Origin of the sequence: Streptococcus pneumoniae (assembly GCA_040719455.1) — a bacterium.
In the GTDB taxonomy this organism is placed as follows: Bacteria; Bacillota; Bacilli; order Lactobacillales; family Streptococcaceae; genus Streptococcus; species Streptococcus pneumoniae_G.
This window is the reverse complement of sequence record JBFDTN010000001.1, coordinates 593,609-611,068: the sequence shown is the minus strand read 5'-3', so window position 1 is coordinate 611,068 and position 17,460 is coordinate 593,609. Positions and strand designations below refer to the sequence as shown.

The 17,460-nt window shown below is 34.4% G+C and carries 15 protein-coding genes and 2 pseudogenes; 6 read left to right on the top strand and 11 right to left on the bottom strand.

Features of this window, described 5'->3' with window-relative positions; translation table 11 throughout:
* Nucleotides 1-118: 118 nt before the first annotated feature.
* A complete protein-coding gene (locus AB1I63_02815) occupies nucleotides 119-454 on the top strand; it encodes a helix-turn-helix transcriptional regulator (protein ID MEW4353818.1) in 336 nt (111 codons plus the stop codon).
* Nucleotides 455-586: 132 nt separating this feature from the next.
* Nucleotides 587-1,401, top strand: a pseudogene (locus AB1I63_02810) (IS5 family transposase).
* A gap of 421 nt (nucleotides 1,402-1,822) precedes the next feature.
* Here AB1I63_02810 and AB1I63_02805 read toward each other — a convergent pair.
* The 5 genes from AB1I63_02805 to AB1I63_02785 form a co-directional block, all read right to left on the bottom strand.
* Nucleotides 1,823-2,245, bottom strand: a complete 423-nt coding sequence (locus AB1I63_02805; protein MEW4353817.1) for an MAG6450 family protein — start codon at nucleotides 2,243-2,245, stop codon at nucleotides 1,823-1,825.
* Between the two features lie 12 nt (nucleotides 2,246-2,257).
* Entirely contained in the window at nucleotides 2,258-2,710 is a 453-nt protein-coding gene (locus AB1I63_02800; GenBank protein MEW4353816.1) for a type II toxin-antitoxin system antitoxin SocA domain-containing protein, read from the bottom strand.
* Between the two features lie 172 nt (nucleotides 2,711-2,882).
* The gene (locus AB1I63_02795) at nucleotides 2,883-3,509 is read right to left on the bottom strand and encodes an HNH endonuclease (protein MEW4353815.1); all 627 of its coding nucleotides are present in this window, start codon (nucleotides 3,507-3,509) and stop codon (nucleotides 2,883-2,885) included.
* On the bottom strand, nucleotides 3,499-4,095 hold the full coding sequence (locus tag AB1I63_02790; protein MEW4353814.1) for a hypothetical protein: 597 nt from the start codon (nucleotides 4,093-4,095) through the stop codon (nucleotides 3,499-3,501). The genes AB1I63_02795 and AB1I63_02790 overlap by 11 nt, the downstream gene beginning before the upstream one ends.
* Nucleotide 4,096: 1 nt before the next feature.
* Entirely contained in the window at nucleotides 4,097-6,232 is a 2,136-nt protein-coding gene (locus AB1I63_02785; protein MEW4353813.1) for a sensor histidine kinase, read from the bottom strand.
* Between the two features lie 303 nt (nucleotides 6,233-6,535).
* Between AB1I63_02785 and AB1I63_02780 the strand changes: the two genes are divergently transcribed.
* Nucleotides 6,536-7,765 (top strand): IS110 family transposase, encoded by a 1,230-nt coding sequence (locus AB1I63_02780; GenBank protein ID MEW4353812.1) that lies wholly within the window; start codon nucleotides 6,536-6,538, stop codon nucleotides 7,763-7,765.
* Between the two features lie 96 nt (nucleotides 7,766-7,861).
* On the opposite strand, the gene AB1I63_02775 is transcribed toward AB1I63_02780, so the two are convergent.
* The 5 genes from AB1I63_02775 to AB1I63_02755 all read right to left on the bottom strand — a co-directional run bounded on the left by AB1I63_02775 (nucleotide 7,862) and on the right by AB1I63_02755 (nucleotide 14,110).
* Nucleotides 7,862-9,304 (bottom strand): Eco57I restriction-modification methylase domain-containing protein, encoded by a 1,443-nt coding sequence (locus AB1I63_02775; protein ID MEW4353811.1) that lies wholly within the window; start codon nucleotides 9,302-9,304, stop codon nucleotides 7,862-7,864.
* Between the two features lie 841 nt (nucleotides 9,305-10,145).
* The gene (locus AB1I63_02770; protein MEW4353810.1) at nucleotides 10,146-10,844 is read right to left on the bottom strand and encodes a DUF5677 domain-containing protein; all 699 of its coding nucleotides are present in this window, start codon (nucleotides 10,842-10,844) and stop codon (nucleotides 10,146-10,148) included.
* Nucleotides 10,845-11,411: 567 nt separating this feature from the next.
* A complete protein-coding gene (gene ffh, locus AB1I63_02765) occupies nucleotides 11,412-12,977 on the bottom strand; it encodes a signal recognition particle protein (protein ID MEW4353809.1) in 1,566 nt (521 codons plus the stop codon).
* Between the two features lie 11 nt (nucleotides 12,978-12,988).
* Nucleotides 12,989-13,321 (bottom strand): putative DNA-binding protein, encoded by a 333-nt coding sequence (locus AB1I63_02760; protein ID MEW4353808.1) that lies wholly within the window; start codon nucleotides 13,319-13,321, stop codon nucleotides 12,989-12,991.
* A gap of 90 nt (nucleotides 13,322-13,411) precedes the next feature.
* A complete protein-coding gene (locus AB1I63_02755; protein ID MEW4353807.1) occupies nucleotides 13,412-14,110 on the bottom strand; it encodes a GntR family transcriptional regulator in 699 nt (232 codons plus the stop codon).
* 149 nt (nucleotides 14,111-14,259) lie between these two features.
* Here AB1I63_02755 and guaA point away from each other — a divergent pair, with 149 nt between their 5' ends.
* Nucleotides 14,260-15,816 carry a glutamine-hydrolyzing GMP synthase gene (gene guaA, locus AB1I63_02750; protein ID MEW4353806.1) on the top strand — a complete coding sequence of 519 codons (1,557 nt, stop codon included), beginning with the start codon at nucleotides 14,260-14,262 and terminating at the stop codon, nucleotides 15,814-15,816.
* A 468-nt stretch (nucleotides 15,817-16,284) separates the two neighbouring features.
* On the opposite strand, the pseudogene AB1I63_02745 reads toward guaA, so the two are convergent.
* Nucleotides 16,285-16,584, bottom strand: a pseudogene (locus AB1I63_02745) (tyrosine-type recombinase/integrase).
* A 37-nt stretch (nucleotides 16,585-16,621) separates the two neighbouring features.
* Here AB1I63_02745 and AB1I63_02740 point away from each other — a divergent pair.
* Both AB1I63_02740 and AB1I63_02735 read left to right on the top strand, forming a co-directional pair.
* On the top strand, nucleotides 16,622-16,960 hold the full coding sequence (locus tag AB1I63_02740) for an IS630 transposase-related protein (protein MEW4353805.1): 339 nt from the start codon (nucleotides 16,622-16,624) through the stop codon (nucleotides 16,958-16,960).
* A gap of 7 nt (nucleotides 16,961-16,967) precedes the next feature.
* Nucleotides 16,968-17,459, top strand: a complete 492-nt coding sequence (locus AB1I63_02735; protein MEW4353804.1) for a transposase — start codon at nucleotides 16,968-16,970, stop codon at nucleotides 17,457-17,459.
* Nucleotide 17,460 lies beyond the last annotated feature (1 nt).

The following is a 17,460-nucleotide window of genomic DNA, read 5'->3' as shown; positions in this document are numbered from 1 at the left end:
AAAAAACTACACAACCATTATAACACAATCTATCCTTAAAAGGATAGACAAAAAGTCCTTTTTGTACCTTTAAACTGTCCTTTAAAACCTATATTCTTTAATAATAGGAGGACAGCTTATGGCTCTAGATCAATATGTCGCAAAAAGGATTCAAACTTTACGAAAAGAATTTAATCTTACTCAGGAACAATTAGCGGAAACGGCTGGCATGGATGTCTCATCTATCGCAAAAATTGAGCGAGGGGAGCGGTCAAATATCAAGGTCAACACACTTGAAAAAATTGTAGAGGCCTTTGGACTCACTATGAGTAGCTTTTTTCAAAGTAATCAAGAACATACAACAATTTCAGATCCCTTGTTCGAGAAATTCCATAATCGATTGCAAATGATGCCACAAGAAAAGCAAAAACAATATCTTCGACTGTTTGAAGAAATTGTTAAAATAGAGAACTAATTTCAATAGTTTAAGTGGATTTACAAGCTTTATAAATTTGGGGAATTATATATCAGTTCGCACTGACCACAATATGTAGCATGTTCGATAATAGACTTGTTCGAAAACTACTATTAATGGTATACTAAAAGTATGGAAACAGCATACGGCAAAGCGTTAAAGTTAAACTCAGAAAACTTCAAATTGTTAATAGGAGTGAAAAAAGAAACCTTTCAGCGAATGGTTACGTGCCTAAAAACAGCCTATCAAGAGCAACACCGAAAGGGAGGCCGCCCGCGCCTTTTAAGCATGGAAGAGCAACTCATCCTGACATTGCGCTACTTGCGTTATTATCCTACACAGCGATTATTAGCTTTTGATTTTGGGATAGGTGTAACAACTGTCAGTGAAACAATCACATGGGTAGAGGATACACTTGGCTCTTCAGGTCTTTTTGACTTAGACAATTTGGAAGCACCAAGTGCCGCAGTTGCCATTGATGTCACTGAAAGCCCTATTCAACGTCCTAAAAAAACCAAAGCAGGAATTATTCTGGTAAAAAGAAAAGACATACGATAAAGACACAGATTATGCTTGATTTAGCAACTCATCGTGTTTGTCATTTAGCGTTCGCAGATGGTCATACGCATGACTTTAATCTATTTAAGGCAAGTATTGGTGATAGCTTACCGAAAAGTACCCTTGTTTTTGTAGATTTAGGCTATTTAGGTATTCTAAATTTTCACGAGAATAGCTTTATTCCTGCTAAACGTTCTAAACATCACCCCTTAACAGAGGAAGATAAACAATTAAATCGAGAAATGGCAACAATACGTATTGCAGTTGAACATTTTAACGCCAAATTTAAAACCTTTCAAATCATGGCTCTGCCTTATCGGAATCGTAGGAAACGTTTTGAACTAAGAGCTGAGCTGATTTGTGGGATTATTAATTATGAAATAGGATAGTTTCCGAACAAGTCTAATATAAAAAGGCGACTTCCAAACGGAAATCATCTTTTTATATTATTATATTAAATTGCCGGGATGTAGAAGTTTTTCATATTCTTATATGGAAACCCAATCTATTTCTCTAAGTGATGTTTTAGGGAGATACAATTCTGTATTCTTAAATCATTTACCACTCCAACTCCTACCAAAAGAATATTTGTAACGCTCTTTGTCCAAAATAGTTACTAAAAACATAGCCGCGTACCTATGAGTTTGTTAATGACTCACTATAATTGACAATGGTCTAAATTATTGAGTTCTTCATTAGATTTTCCAATACTTCTATAGGAAACCTTTTATATCTCCTGTTTGCCATTTTAGTAATTATTTAGATGCTTTCTAGTATGACTTTACTCATAATATACCGCGTTTTAAATACTTAGCTACTTTTATTGGTGTTATGTTTAAAATCGATTCGTGTAATATTAAAATAACCGTCGTTATTGTAGTAGCCGAAGATTCGAAAAGCTTTCATATCTTTCCCAAAATGTATGACTTCTCTCCCTGCTATTGTCTGTTTTACTTCTCCTTTTGTTCTCAAATATAACTTTTCAGTTTTAGAGATGGTCAGATTTTTTCCAACTGTTTCATCAATAAATGTGTGTAAATTTTTTAATGATTCTTTTGTCAAATTTTTAAAAGAATATCCATTATCTAACTGCTCACAAATAGAAATTTTGAATTCTTTATTAGTATTTTTATCATCAGTTAATTTGTTAGGTTGACTCACTGCAGAGTTTCTATCGGTTAACCTATTAGGTTGACTTTTTACAGAGGTCACTTTTGTTAAATTTTTTCCCATTCTATCTCTTTTCTAATCACCTGAGTAGATAGACAGGTAGAACTCTCTCATGTCCTTTTCGCTGATTACAGTATTACAAGAATCATTATCTGCAAGACTCCCTCTTGCTTTTATCCAAGGCATTTCACCATGTGTAAGAGCTTCCAATTCATTTGCAGATTTATCACCATAGGTTTCCCAAACAGATTGTAAAAGAAATAATGATTTTTCTTCAAATTCTGAGTCAGTATTCTTATCTAATTTCTCGATTTCATTCCATCCATAGTCCCTATACTTCTGATACAACTCTGGAGAAACAGGACCGTGCACCCATGCTTCAAACTTAGTATCATAGATCAAAGAAATATTGAATAGAGCATTTCCCCAAGCCTCAAAATAATAAGATAATTTTTGAAGTTTCTTGGGTGTCATGCTTGATTGAAATAAAAACCAATCTGAAACTTGTTCAATAGTGTATACTTTCATTTTATTTCCTCCTTTAAATTACCTTCAATTTGATTATATCAAAAATAATTTTTCTTAAAAACAATTTTTACGCATTTTAACCTCATATTTTTGGATCAGAACAAACAATTAAAAATATGTAATTGATCCTATCTCGTATGTGGTACAACAAATTATCCATTACAGATATATATTACAGCTTATTTCTTTTTTGTTGTAAAAGAACTATGCATTTTGATATTTTGTCAGAATTAATATTAGTAAAATATTTGTTATAGAACCCATGCATATTCATGAGTAAGAAATCCAATCTTCTAATTTCTTCATACAATTTCAATTTTCTATGGAAGTTACAAATAGTAGTATCGGTAGTAAATTTTTTCTCTATTCTGATGTAGTAGTCTTTATCTCTATAAAATAGTTTTGTTATACTTTTATCATCAGTATTAAATTTCGAAGAGTATCCTTTATCCCATATAAAATCTTTCTTTGCCCTGTTACATTTTTTACATGCAAGAACCAAATTATTTATTTTACCAGCGTTTATAGAATCTCCATTAAATGATGCTTCACAAACAAAATGATCTATTTCAAATAATTCAGAACTTATCACATCTGTTGTAATACCACAATAAGCACATTTGTTATTATATATATTCCTAAATATCTTATTATATTCGCTGTCTTTTTTATTTATTTGATTATATATTATTTTAGCTCTACGATGTTCACTTTTTATTTTATTTTCTAAAGCGTTTTTATCAGAAACAATATTATTATTAGAAACGCAATATCTTGTATTTCTATAATCATCCTTCATATAATTTTCTCATTTCTTCAAAAGTGTTAATAAGATTATTTATATCTGCCTTTGTTAAATTATCATAATTAGATATTCCATTTATCGAATTTTCTATATTTTCAAATAGATATTTTTCAACGTATTTTTTCGAAGAAATATTTTTAAAAATATTTCTATTCAAAACAATATGTTCTGTAGCATTAACTATTTCTTTTTCCCAATTGTTTTTAAAAAATGAATTTGAATCACAAGCATATGTATTCGAATTATATTTTTTTAAAGTACTATATTCCATTTTTTCTTGAAATTGGGTAATAACTATTATTTCCTTAAAAGGGAAAATTTTCTTAATTATAAATCCTAATTCTTCACCAGAAATTTTGTTATTGCCTACATTTTGATTTTCAAAGAGCATTGAATCTAAAAATAATATATCTGCTTTTTGAACCACTTCCGCTTCAAGCAGAGTCTCATAAGAATCTTCACTTTCAAATCTAAGTTCAAAATATTCGTAATGGGGATTATCTCTTGAATATGAGCTTAGATACTGTGAGACATATAAATCAATTTTATCATCTACATAAAGCATAACTATTTGTTCCATTTTAAATAGTTTCCTCCATTTCAAAAATAAATTCAAAACCATTTTTACCAAAGATTTCAAGTATTTCGCCTTTTTGTAAATTAATCGTATTGCTAATTATCCACATTCCAAGACCATGCCCATTTGCTCGATTTGTTTCATGTGGCTCTAAAATAATCCTAGGATTATCTAAATATTTCTTTGAAAGACCTTTTCCGTTATCTGAATATGATATTTTCAGTTTTTCATTATTCCTGCTTACTGAAATTTTAATTCTTAATTCATTAATTTGGCTATTTTGTTGAACACTATTTAATATTAAATTATCGAATATAGTATAGAATGTATCTTTTGATATCTTAAATTTTACTTCATCATCTATATCTGTATCTATCTTAAGCCAGGCATAGTCTTTTTCCCAGTTTTCTGATATTTGATCTATAATTTCTTTTACGTTTAAATATTCTGCGAAAAACTGTTTTTTCTCTACCTTTTCCAAAATAGCATCAATAAATCTAAGTATTTTTTTAACCGCTTCATGATTACTTTTTAATAGGTTAGGTATATCTTCACATGCAATTTTTCTATTCTCTGCTCTATTAATAATCTCCCATACATTATATTTTTTTAAAGCTTCAACAATATAATTATATGATGGTTCCATTTGATTTCTATCATTATTTATCTCATGTGCTACAGAGGTAGCTTTTAGTCCTGATGTAGCTAAAGTATTTAGAATTCTAACATCATATTTATATCTTGCTTCTACATCTGATTTTTCTTTCTCAAATTTCTTACTATCTTGTTTAAACAATCTAATTTCATCAACAAGTTTCTTTTTATCATTAGCATTTAACCTGTCTAAGTTTTTTGGATTTTTTACAATTTTATCAGATATTTTTTCTATAGGTACTTCTTCAGTTTTGTTTTTTTTATTTATTTCTCGAACTATGCCTTGTCTATATCTTTCAAACTCCTTTATTCCTACTAATATGATTTGAACAAATAAACGATAGTATATATTCTCATCTATTCCCTGTCTATTCATAAGATCTTGCAATACTTCATTTTCTTGCTTATCAATTAATATATACCCTGATAATTGATTTTCTCTTACTCTCCAAGATCCTGTTGGATGAGATGCTGCTGCTGGTGATTTTCTCGATCTTTTCCCTAACCCTAACCAATCTTTTTCTCCTTCAAATGAAGATATACTAAAAGCATTTCTATATAATATCACTCCACTTTCAATACTTTCAGGAGTACTTAGATACTTATATAAAAATTTTTCTTTATCATAATTTGTTACATTCAGATTAAAAAATAGATTTGCAGAAAATTTACCAAGTTTCTTCAATAAATAAATCAAATCATTTCCCTTTATATCTTCAAATCCATCTCCACCAAATTCATTAATAATATTCACTTTGTTATTATGAAAATTTAAGTCTATATTGGAACAATACTTTTTTGCTTCATCAGCAAATTCATTTGAAAAAACTGATACAGATAATTCTTTACCATTATATTGCAACATAATATGCGATCTACAGTTTTTACCTGGTTCAGGCTTTGGGAAATGCAAATTTACAAGTTCATCATATTCATTAGCTATAATTCGAATCTTCATAGCCCTATCGTTATATGTTTTTTCAAGGTATGTATTTAATTTTTTAATCCTGTTGATCGTCCATTTTTCTCTAAGACTGTTTATCAGAATACAAGTCCCCTTACATTTTATACTATAGTCCAAATCTAATGTCGATTCATTCCAATCTGTTTCCCAAACTAAACCATCTTCTTGATCTTTTTTACTATATAACGTTATACTCTTCCCTAATCTTGATAAGGCAAACCGTCCTACTCCTTTTGAACCAGCCTGAACTCTTACATTATTATTTGAATCGATAAAATCATAACCTTTGTTACTTTTTCCTATATGCATCCAATGGTCTTTTATATCATTTAAAGTCATACCGTCACCATCATCTGATATTTTTAATGTTTTATCTCTGAACTCCAATGTCACATTCAAAGCATTAGCATCGTATGCATTTTTCACTAATTCCAATACAGCTGCTTCATCGGTGGAAAAGTTTTGAACCCCTAAAAGCTCTGCGATTGTACTGTCTTCAATAATATATTTAAGCTTCTCCATAATTATAATTCATTCCTTTCGTTTCACTCAAGGCACAACACTGAATGAAAAAGTGCTACGCTCTTTATTTTTGTCTATAATAACAGTGAGAAGCCCTATCACTACTACAAATCACGGGGAGGAGAGTAAGTGAGTAGTTCAGCTACTACCTCGAATAATTATAGGTGTGGTTCTTCCTATCAAGCACAACTAACTGTGACTAAGAGCACGTAAACTTATACTTGGATAAGCGACTCGTTTGTGAAAGGGAAGAGCAGTCAAGGGATAGGAGCTTCTCTACTTTTGAGAAAGGAGTTTCCTCCTATGTTAAAAATCGTTTATCCTAATTGTTGTGGAATTGATGTGCATAAAACTTTTGTCGTAGCAGTTATTGCCATCACCAATAGTCAAGGAATTACTGAGTACCATCGTAAACGCTTCTCCACCTTTACCAATGGACTCACTCAGCTACGTGATTGGTTGGAATATTATTCCTGCTTCGATGTCTGTATGGAATCTACTGGTAAATACTCGATTCCTGTTTTCAATATCCTAGAAGAACAGACCAATGTCTGCTTAGCTCATCCCAAATATGTCAAAGCTATTCGAGGAAAGAAAACCGACAAGAAAGATGCGCAATGGATAGCCGACCTCTTCAAGCATGATTTAGTTGCTTCTAGCTTTATTCCCCCGCTCAAAATCAGACAATTACGTGACCTATTTCGCTATCGAATGAAATTAACACAACTTCAAGTTAGCGAGAAAAATCGTTACCAAAACTGCCTAACTTGGTCTAATCTTCAAATTGCAAGTGTCGTTTCCGATGTCTTCGGAAAGAGTGCTCAAGCTATTATTACAAGCATCCTTGACAATCCTGAAGAGAAACCAAACATTGAACAACTCGTTCACAAGAGAATGAAGGATAAAGTGCAAGACTTGGAAATCGCTACGGAAGGCGAATTAACACCTGAACAAGCTGAGAAAATCAGAGTCATCAAAGCCCACTATGATGCCCTAGCTATCTGTAAAGAAGACTTAGAAGCAATGATTCGGGAATTGGGAAAAGAATATCAAGAACAGGTCAAGTTAATTCAAACTGTGCCTGGTTTCAAAGAGGAACTCTCTGCACTCAGAATCATTTCTGAAATAGGGGACGATATGACTGTCTTTGATTCTGCTGGAAAACTCTGTTCCTGGGCTGGACTTGTCCCTGCCAACAATGAAAGTGCGGGGAAGAAATATTCTACTCGTATTTCTAAAGGTGGACAATACCTCAAACCTTTTCTCGTTCAAATTGCTAATGCTATTGTTAGGTCTGATAAACATCCTGAATTCAGAAACAAATATCTCAAGCTAAAGAAACGTCGTGGGCACAGAAAAGCTATCATCGCTATCTGTCGCAGATTACTGGTTTCTGTGTACCAAGTGCTACGGAAACAAGAAGACTACAATCCTGTTTTACAAGGACTGACCGAAATACGAAATCCTGATAAAACGATGTCTGTTCAAGACGCTGTTCGTTTTGCACAACAGCACGGATTCAATGTCGCTTAATCTCAAAAATCAGGTTTCAACACCTCTTTTTAGTGCGCCCAAAATTAGGATAAACAATAAATCAATTAGCTTTTATTTTTTTTCAAACTTACTCCACTAAAAATAAAAATTTTCTATATCCTTTGATGTGATTCTTAATGAATTACCATTAATATTTATTCCTATTTTTTTTACATAATCCATAAATTTTTTACTTTCCAGGATTTTTTTAGCAAAATTCAAATTATATTCTTTATTTTCTTGATTTATAGAAATGTACATCCCTCCATATGGAACATATTCTTCTGTTAAGCTATATACATAAACCTTATCAGTGACAATTGTAGATATAAGTAACTTTTTACATTTAATTCCTGAAAGTGCTTGTGATCTTCCATATTCAAACCACTTTGAATTGCTGTCTGATTTCCTTTTTTCTAACAACTCTTTAAACATATTTAAATATGCGAAAGTTCCAGGATATAAGCTTTCAAATTCTTTTTCTTCATATTTTATCAATTGATTATCTATGTATTTATATGGAAAAATAATCTTTTCGATTTTGCCATATCTCATGGTTCTTGGTGTTGCAGTTGGCTTAACTGTATCCTTTTCAATTATGAAATTCCCAACTTTATAATAGCCCTCTATTTCATCATACATATTTTCACTGATTATATATGCTTTATTCAATAAGGTTGCTACTACGTGAGATACTTTGAAATAGTCACCAAATCTCTTATCTCCCGCATTAAGTTCATTAGAGAAAATCCATTTTTCCTTCATTGCTTTTTTACTAATACATAACCTACTATCACTACTCATGTCTATATATCGAATTTCTTCGCTGCTATAATTTTTATCAACAATTATAATTGCTGACTTTACCAATGCATTATCAAATATTTTTTCTTTTGTATAATCTTTTATTTCAACAACGTACTGGTTCATAAATTTTCTAATCTTATTCCCAAAAACAGTTTTAAATACACTACTCGGTATTAAATACGACATCCTACCTGTATTTGATAACATCTTTATACTATGTTCTATAAATGCATAACAATAATCAAATTTTCCCTGCCGACATGTTTCATAAGTTTTCTTAATAAATGTTCTTTCCTCTTGAGATAAATCACTATAAGATATATACGGAGGATTGCCTACTATAAAATCAAATTGTACATTTATTTCACTTTTTAAATAGTCTGCATTATAAATTTTCCATTTAATATTCTGTATTCCTTTTTTTTTCGTAATTAAGTTTAAGTTATAAATACACTTTTCAAATTGCTTTTTGTCAATTTCAAATCCATAAATATTATTCTCTAAACTATTTTTTATTTCACTATTAGAATAATTAAGTTCTACTGCTTCTTTAATATACCTTTTAACTATTTCAACGAGTATATTCCCATCACCACAAGAATTTTCTAATATTGTTTTATTTATTATGTTTTTATAATAGCCAATTGAATCTAATAGCTCCTTAACATAGTTTTTAGGGGTAAAAATTTGACACTTATTTACTATACTTTTTTCATTTATTTTTTCCATCATCAAAGTACTCCAGTTTTTATTGAATTATTCAACTTTTCCAAAGACATAATTATGATATAAGACTCGCAACAGGATTTAAGTACACAAGAATTTTATTAACATTTACAGCTAAATTCTAGCTTGCTGTATTTTTATCATTGATATAGGGAACAATATTATCTATATGTGTTCGTCATCAATAATGACTAGCTATCCATATCCATACCCATACCCAGTCCAAACGCTATAACCTTCTATTTTCGATAAAAATAGCTACAATTTTTCTATACAGAATAGACTTCCCATTTTTAACATATTATTGTAATTATTGCTAAATTAAAATTTTCGCCTAATTATCACATTTTAAACTAATATAGCAAGTCTGTCTTTCTCAGGGCAAATATCTAGATAGTTATAATCTCTATTCGAATTTCTATTTCTGTAATCAGAGATATCCCTACTTATAGACTTTAATCCTTTAGGATAATTAAATTCACCATTTTGGGGACTGGAAGAATAGAACGTTTTACTGATTTTATCAATAATTTCAAAATATTTTATCATGAGACCTAGAAATTATAGAAAACATAAATAATTTAGGTTGGTCGTAAAAAATTGAAAAGCCTCTTTTAATATTTAACAAAAAACATGTCCGATTATATAATCAGCATGTGCTGTGCTAATGGATTGTACCATGCTTTTCTCCTTTGTCAAGTGTTTAATTTAATTTTAGTACAACTAAGCTATTATAACATAAAATAGAGAATAATTATTTTACAATATTGAGTCTATCTTCATAATTTGATCTTTTATAGCCCTTGAATTTATCAAAAAATATTCTTGTATACTAGTATACTATCAATCATCTGTATTCTTCCCACAATTTAGATTCATCAGGAAAATTATAATCATGCGTTTTGAAATAATATTCCCTTACTAGATCAACCCATTTATTTATCATGTTAGCTGCTAACAGAGCATCACCAGATGGATATATTGTTAAAAATTGACCAGTAAGCTGTGCTAAAGTAATAGCTGAATGTTCCCCCAGAATAGTTAATCCAAAATCAGTGCGCCCGATAGTAATTACTTCCTCATTACCAGTTGTTCCGATTCTATTAAATGTGCCTTGAGATGAAGGATGAATAACTTCATTAGCAAGTTGATATTCGTATTGCCACAAATTTGACGGAAAACCAGCTTTATTCTTTGTATCTTCAAAGCGTATAAATTTCTTCTTGGACCTAAATTCACCACATGCCCTTGCCCACTCATAGCGATCTTCAGTGTTTCGAGATGAAATATAGGACTCAGCAACTTTTTCACCGTATTTAGATATAAATGATGCAATAATATTTAATTCATAAAGTGAACGCCATCTAGCATAAGAACCATCAGAGAAACCATTTTTCATTAATGTGATAATCTCTAAAAATTGTTGAAGCCCTCTACCGTGAATATACTTCAATGCAGTGTATATCTGTATAGATTCATCTCTTTCTTTGGCATCAATTTCATTCACAAATTTAGAGTATTCTTCTATAGCTTCAAAAACTATCATATACATTGCTTCAGAAGTAACAAATACTTTATAACTACTATTACACTCAATCTACATATCATTAGTTTCCAAAAATGTACATTTACTCCTACTATTTCTCCTCTATTTTTACTTAAATTTGTACAATTGAATTTCTATATAAATTGTAACCACTTACTCTCAATATGTACCTTACTAAGGTCTAAAATAATGTACAAAACAAAAATAAAGTACATTTTTGATTCAATGTACTTTATGCTTCTATTCCAGTATTATCAAGGGGTTGGACTATGTTAGGGCAAATGTTTAGAAATATTTAGTTTTTACTTTGAAACCTAAAGCTTTTTTGGGGAACCCGGGCTCCCAGTGCTATGAATTCAATTTAAAGCAGATCTAAATTTTAGACCTGCTTTATAATTTTTTGAATAGAACAAAATGTTCTCGTTTACGCCTTCGTCCTTTATAACTGTGAACACGGTTCTTTAGAACGTTTTTCACACTTAAGTTTATTATAATACACTGATGGATGATTTCTATTTCAGTATTAGCAAATCAAATGGTTTAGACCCTATTCTGCTGTTAACATTCCTATTTTCTCTTCTTTTTCGCTTTTTTCATTTTATTGGCCATGCGTTTCATGGATTGTTCCATGGCAAATTTACCGATTTTACCTTTGAGGCCTCCGCCGAACATCTGGCTCATATCTGGCATACCAGCGCCTCCTAATGCTGACAAATCAGGCATTCCACCTTGACCCATCATGCCTTCAAGGGCAGACATGTCCATATTGTTTGGGAGATTTTTCGGAAGATTGTTAGGGTTAATCCCCATTTGCTTCATCATCTTGTTCATATCACCAGACATGACACCTTGCATCATTGCTTTAGCTTGGTTAAAGTCCTTGATGAATTTGTTGACTTCGACAAAAGTGTTTCCAGAACCATTGGCAATACGACGGCGACGGCTTGGCGTGAGCAAGTCAGGATTTGCACGTTCAGCTGGTGTCATAGATGATACAATCGCCCGTTTGCGAGCAATTTCACGCTCGTCCACCTTGAGATTGGCAAGGGCAGGATTGCCTGCCATACCTGGAATCATCTTAAGCAAATCTTCCATTGGTCCCATGTTTTGGACTTGGTCTAACTGTGAAATGAAATCATTGAAATCAAAGGTATTTTCCCGCATTTTTTCAGCGAGTTCAAGCGACTTCTTCTCATCGTATTCTTGAGAAGCCTTCTCAATCAAGGTCAGCATGTCCCCCATACCGAGAATACGGCTAGACATGCGATCTGGGTGGAAGGTTTCGATGTCCGTAATCTTCTCACCAGTACCTGTGAACTTGATTGGCTTGCCTGTAATCTGACGGACAGAGAGCGCCGCACCACCACGGGTATCCCCGTCAATCTTGGTCAAGATGACACCCGTTACTTCCAACTGGTTGTTAAATTCACGGGCAACGTTAGCTGCTTCCTGACCAATCATGGCGTCAACTACGAGTAAGATTTCATTTGGCTGAGCAAGTGCCTTGACGTCACGTAATTCATTCATCAGCACTTCGTCAATCTGCAAACGACCCGCCGTATCAATCAAAACATAGTCATTATTGTGTTGTTTGGCAACTTCTAGCCCCTGCTTGACAATCTCAACTGCTGGAACCCCTGTTCCCAATTCAAAGACAGGCACGTCAATCTGTTGCCCCAAGGTTTTCAACTGATCAATCGCTGCTGGACGGTAGATATCTGCCGCAATCAGTAAAGGACGGGCCTCTTCCTCTTTTTTGAGCTTGTTTGCCAATTTTCCTGCAAAGGTGGTTTTACCAGCCCCTTGCAGACCGACCATCATGATAATCGTCGGAATTTTGGGAGACTTGATGATTTCTGCCGTATCAGACCCCAAAATCGCAGTCAACTCTTCATCGACAATCTTGATGATTTGTTGGGCAGGATTCAAGGTCTCAATTACTTCATGACCAACTGCACGCTCGCGGATCTTCTTGATAAAGTCCTTGACGACTGGTAGTGCAACGTCTGCTTCAAGTAGGGCTAAGCGGATTTCCTTGGTTGCCTCTTGGACATCGCTCTCGCTGATTTTGCCCTTGCGACGTAAGTTTTTAAAGACATTCTGTAAACGTTCGGTTAAGCTTTCAAAAGCCATAATTTCTCCTTTTATTCTCTATTATCAATGCTACTGAGTATGCTGATTTGCTCTTGTAAAAAGTCATCTGCTGGATAGCGTTCTAAGATTTGATCGAAAATCTGACTGCGAACAATGTAATCCGAATACATGTGCAATTTCTTCTCATAATCTTCTAAAATCTTCTCAGTCCGCTTGATATTGTCATAGACCGCCTGACGGCTGACCTGAAATTCCTCCGCAATCTCAGCTAAACTGTAATCATCAGCGTAGTACAGCTCGATATAATTCATCTGTTTATCGGTCAAGAGTGCCGCATAAAATTCAAAAAGGGCATTCATCCGATTTGTTTTTTCAATTTCCATAGTCTCTATTATACCAAATTTTTTTGACAGGATAAAGCTGTATAGCTATTTTTAGAAACAAAAAAGTTTACATAACAAAAATTATGCAAACTAATTATTTTCCAAATAAAATTCAAATCGCTCTCCGACATACTGACTTTTCACATATTCAAAGGCAGTACCATCTTCAAAATATGAAATTTGTGTCAATCCTAAAATAGCCTGCTTGGGCTTGATATGCAAATACTGGGCAATCTTTTCCTTGGCTAAACGAGCATAAATAGTCTGTTGGGATTTGCCAATCTTATAGCCGTGTTCTTGAAGAGTTTGAAAGAAATGGCTGGTGATTTCTTCTTTTTTGAAATTTTTGATAAATTTCTCTGGAATGCTCGCCACCTCATAAACAACTGGAATCTGATCTGCATAGCGCACCCTCTCCATACGGATAATCGTATCCTCACGAGAAATACCTAACTTCTCCACTTCTTCCTGGCTGGGAATCGTTTTTCGATAGGAAATCAAGTCGCTAGAGGGAGTTTTTCCTTGGGATTTGATGATTTCGGTGAAGCTAGTTGTTCCTCGCATTTTTTCCTGAACCCGTGTGCTAGCTACAAAAGTTCCGCTACCGACACGACGCTCCAAAACCCCTTCTTCGACAAGGAGCGAAACAGCTTGACGAAGAGTCATACGACTGACACCAAAATGCTCGGCTAAATCTCTCTCGCTTGGTAAACGCTTTCCAACTTTCCAGACCTCCTCATCAATGTCTTTTTTGATCTGATCATGGATTTGAATATAGGCTGGCTGCATAGAAACCTCTTTTTCTAACGAATTTCTTTCTATGTTCATTGTATGATAAAAAAGGAAAGAGGTCAAATATTATTTGGTGATTTCAGTTGGAAATCAACAGCTTTTGTGTTAGAATAGGGAAAAGATATTTACTTTCAGAAAGGGAAAAGATGACAACAACTGAATTGCAAGACGTTGAAAAAATCATCGTTTTAGACTACGGTAGCCAATACAATCAGCTGATTTCACGCCGCATTCGTGAGATTGGAGTATTTTCTGAGCTCAAGAGCCACAAGATTTCAGCGGCTGAAGTCCGTGATATCAATCCTGTCGGAATTATTCTCTCAGGTGGACCAAACTCTGTTTACGAGGACGGATCTTTTGATATTGACCCAGAAATTTTTGAATTAGGCATTCCAATTTTGGGAATTTGCTACGGAATGCAGCTGATTACCCACAAACTAGGTGGTAAGGTTGTTCCTGCAGGTGATGCGGGAAATCGTGAGTACGGTCAGTCTGAACTGACCCATACTCCTTCTTCTCTTTTTGCAGGGACGCCTGATGAGCAGCTTGTCTTGATGAGTCATGGTGATGCTGTAACAGAAATTCCTGACAACTTTGTCCGTACAGGAACCTCAGCAGATTGCCCTTATGCAGCTATTGAAAATCCAGACAAGAAGATTTATGGTATCCAATTCCACCCGGAAGTTCGTCATTCCGTTTATGGAAATGATATCTTACGTAACTTTGCAATCAACATCTGTGGTGCCAAAGGTGACTGGTCTATGGACAACTTCATTGACATGCAGATTGCGAAAATCCGTGAAACTGTGGGTGATAAGAAAGTCCTTCTTGGTCTTTCTGGTGGCGTTGACTCATCTGTTGTTGGTGTCCTTCTTCAAAAAGCAATCGGTGAACAACTCATCTGTATCTTCGTAGATCACGGTCTTCTTCGTAAAGGCGAAGCTGATCAAGTGATGAACATGCTAGGTGGTAAATTTGGCTTGAACATTGTCAAAGCCGATGCTGCTAAACGTTTCCTTGATAAATTAGCAGGTGTGTCTGACCCTGAGCAAAAACGTAAAATCATCGGAAATGAATTTGTCTATGTCTTTGATGATGAAGCAAGTAAGCTAACTGACGTTGCATTCCTTGCCCAAGGAACGCTTTATACAGACGTTATCGAATCAGGAACTGATACTGCCCAAACCATTAAATCACACCACAATGTGGGTGGACTACCAGAAGACATGCAGTTCAAATTGATTGAACCGCTCAATACTCTTTACAAGGACGAGGTTCGTGCTTTGGGAACGGAGCTTGGCATGCCTGATGAAATCGTCTGGCGCCAACCATTCCCAGGTCCAGGACTTGCCATTCGTGTCATGGGGGAAATCACCGAAGAAAAACTCGAAACCGTCCGTGAGTCTGATGCTATTCTCCGTGAAGAAATCGCAAAAGCAGGTCTTGATCGTGACATCTGGCAGTACTTTACAGTAAATACTGGCGTGCGATCTGTCGGTGTTATGGGAGATGGTCGTACTTACGACTACACTATTGCTATCCGTGCTATCACTTCTATTGACGGCATGACTGCAGACTTCGCTAAAATCCCATGGGATGTTCTCCAAAAAATCTCAGTCCGTATCGTCAACGAAGTGGACCACGTCAACCGCATCGTCTACGATATCACAAGTAAACCACCAGCAACTGTTGAGTGGGAATAGAGTTTATTGTTATTAAAAGCCTATGAAATGAACGTTTTATGGGCTTTTATTTTAACCTTAGCAACAATTTAACAACAAAAAATAGATTAATCTTTATCAACTACGTTGAGGACTCCTTTTTTCGTTTAACAGACTACGCTAGTCAAACTTCAAAAAGGAGTGTTAATAGCTAAGGTTTATGATATAATAATGTTTGTCGCAACTCCACTAACGAACTTAGTTTGGAGGTGAGTTTTTGCTAATCTTCGTTACAGTTATTCTAGCACCTTTACTTGTCACAATCACAGGTAATGTCATTTCTGAGTGGATAGTCAGAAAGTGGATAGAAAAAGGCGACAAAGACAAATAACCTGAGTTCGGTAACTTGCATATTGGACAAAAGAAAATACCAGAGGTGGAGCTCTGGTATTTTTGTTTTTGCCAAGACTTCGTTACAGTTCTTGCATAATCATTATCACATAAAATTAGTTACTTGTCAAATTTTATAGTGTGTTGATTGCCGCTAAATTTGCTTTTTCTAACATTGTTTTCAGTAACTACTACTTGGCCTGTCATGCGTTTAGCAACTTCTTTCATGGCATTTGGTCGCAAATGAGAGTATGTCCCTAGTGTAGTCTTAATATCTGCGTGTCCTAGACGGTTTTGCATTTCAAGGTCATTCATACCAAGCGACAACATAAAACTAGCGTGTGAGTGCCTTAAATCGTGGATACGAATAGTTTTTATACCAACAAAATCACTATGCACTTGTAATACACGTTTTATACTCCTTTAGTTTATAAACAGTATGTGTTATAATAAGTTTATGGCTTACGAATTGAATTTTAGAAAACGAGTAATAGACTACGTTACTGCTGGTCACACCAAAAAAGAAGCATGTGCAGTTTTTGGTATTAGTACCAATACGTTGTATGTGTGGGAAAAACAGCTTGCAGAACAAGGACACCTAGAGCGGAAAGCACGAGTTGCCAAGTCTCGAAAAATTCCCTTAGATCAATTAGAAGCATATGTAGAGCAACACCCGGATGCTTTTTTGCGGGAAATAGCAGAACACTTTAACTGCCGTATCTCCTCTGTTTGGGCAGCTCTCAAGCAACTCGGTATCACTTTAAAAAAAGACGACGACCTACATCGAACAAAATAAGGAGGAAGTGAGACGGTATCATGAGGTTTTATCCTGCTTTGATACCATCCCTATTGTCTATATTGATGAAACAGGGATTGATACCTATCTTTACCGAAAGCGAGGTCGAGCACCTAGAGGCGTGAAGGTCTATGACAAGATAAGTGGTCGTCGTTTTGAACGTACATCTGTCGTTGCAGGGCTGGTTGGTCAGGATATTGTTGCGCCTATGATTTACAAAGAAAGCATGACAAGTGACTTTTTTACTAAGTGGTTTGACAAGCAACTCTTGCCTTCTTTGTCAGAGCCCCATCTGATTGTGATGGACAATGCTAGCTTTCACCCCAAAGCCAGGTTAGATAAACTCGCCATAGACAAAGGACATTATTTTTTTCCATTACCTCCTTATTCGCCCGAACTCAATCCAATTGAACACTATTGGGCGAATCTCAAACATAAGGTTCGGGAGCTACTTAGAGCTGGCAAGTCTATCTATGAAAGTCTAAAATACTGTTTATAGA

Excerpts from the sequence above, each read along its gene's own strand:
- AB1I63_02815 (MEW4353818.1), top strand. The coding sequence starts at position 119 with ATGGCTCTAGATCAATATGTCGCAAAAAGGATTCAAACTTTACGAAAA.
- AB1I63_02805 (MEW4353817.1), bottom strand. The coding sequence starts at position 2,245 with ATGGGAAAAAATTTAACAAAAGTGACCTCTGTAAAAAGTCAACCTAAT.
- AB1I63_02800 (MEW4353816.1), bottom strand. The coding sequence starts at position 2,710 with ATGAAAGTATACACTATTGAACAAGTTTCAGATTGGTTTTTATTTCAA.
- AB1I63_02795 (MEW4353815.1), bottom strand. The coding sequence starts at position 3,509 with ATGAAGGATGATTATAGAAATACAAGATATTGCGTTTCTAATAATAAT.
- AB1I63_02790 (MEW4353814.1), bottom strand. The coding sequence starts at position 4,095 with ATGGAACAAATAGTTATGCTTTATGTAGATGATAAAATTGATTTATAT.
- AB1I63_02785 (MEW4353813.1), bottom strand. The coding sequence starts at position 6,232 with ATGGAGAAGCTTAAATATATTATTGAAGACAGTACAATCGCAGAGCTT.
- AB1I63_02780 (MEW4353812.1), top strand. The coding sequence starts at position 6,536 with ATGTTAAAAATCGTTTATCCTAATTGTTGTGGAATTGATGTGCATAAA.
- AB1I63_02775 (MEW4353811.1), bottom strand. The coding sequence starts at position 9,304 with ATGATGGAAAAAATAAATGAAAAAAGTATAGTAAATAAGTGTCAAATT.
- AB1I63_02770 (MEW4353810.1), bottom strand. The coding sequence starts at position 10,844 with ATGATAGTTTTTGAAGCTATAGAAGAATACTCTAAATTTGTGAATGAA.
- ffh (MEW4353809.1), bottom strand. The coding sequence starts at position 12,977 with ATGGCTTTTGAAAGCTTAACCGAACGTTTACAGAATGTCTTTAAAAAC.
- AB1I63_02760 (MEW4353808.1), bottom strand. The coding sequence starts at position 13,321 with ATGGAAATTGAAAAAACAAATCGGATGAATGCCCTTTTTGAATTTTAT.
- AB1I63_02755 (MEW4353807.1), bottom strand. The coding sequence starts at position 14,110 with ATGCAGCCAGCCTATATTCAAATCCATGATCAGATCAAAAAAGACATT.
- guaA (MEW4353806.1), top strand. The coding sequence starts at position 14,260 with ATGACAACAACTGAATTGCAAGACGTTGAAAAAATCATCGTTTTAGAC.
- AB1I63_02740 (MEW4353805.1), top strand. The coding sequence starts at position 16,622 with ATGGCTTACGAATTGAATTTTAGAAAACGAGTAATAGACTACGTTACT.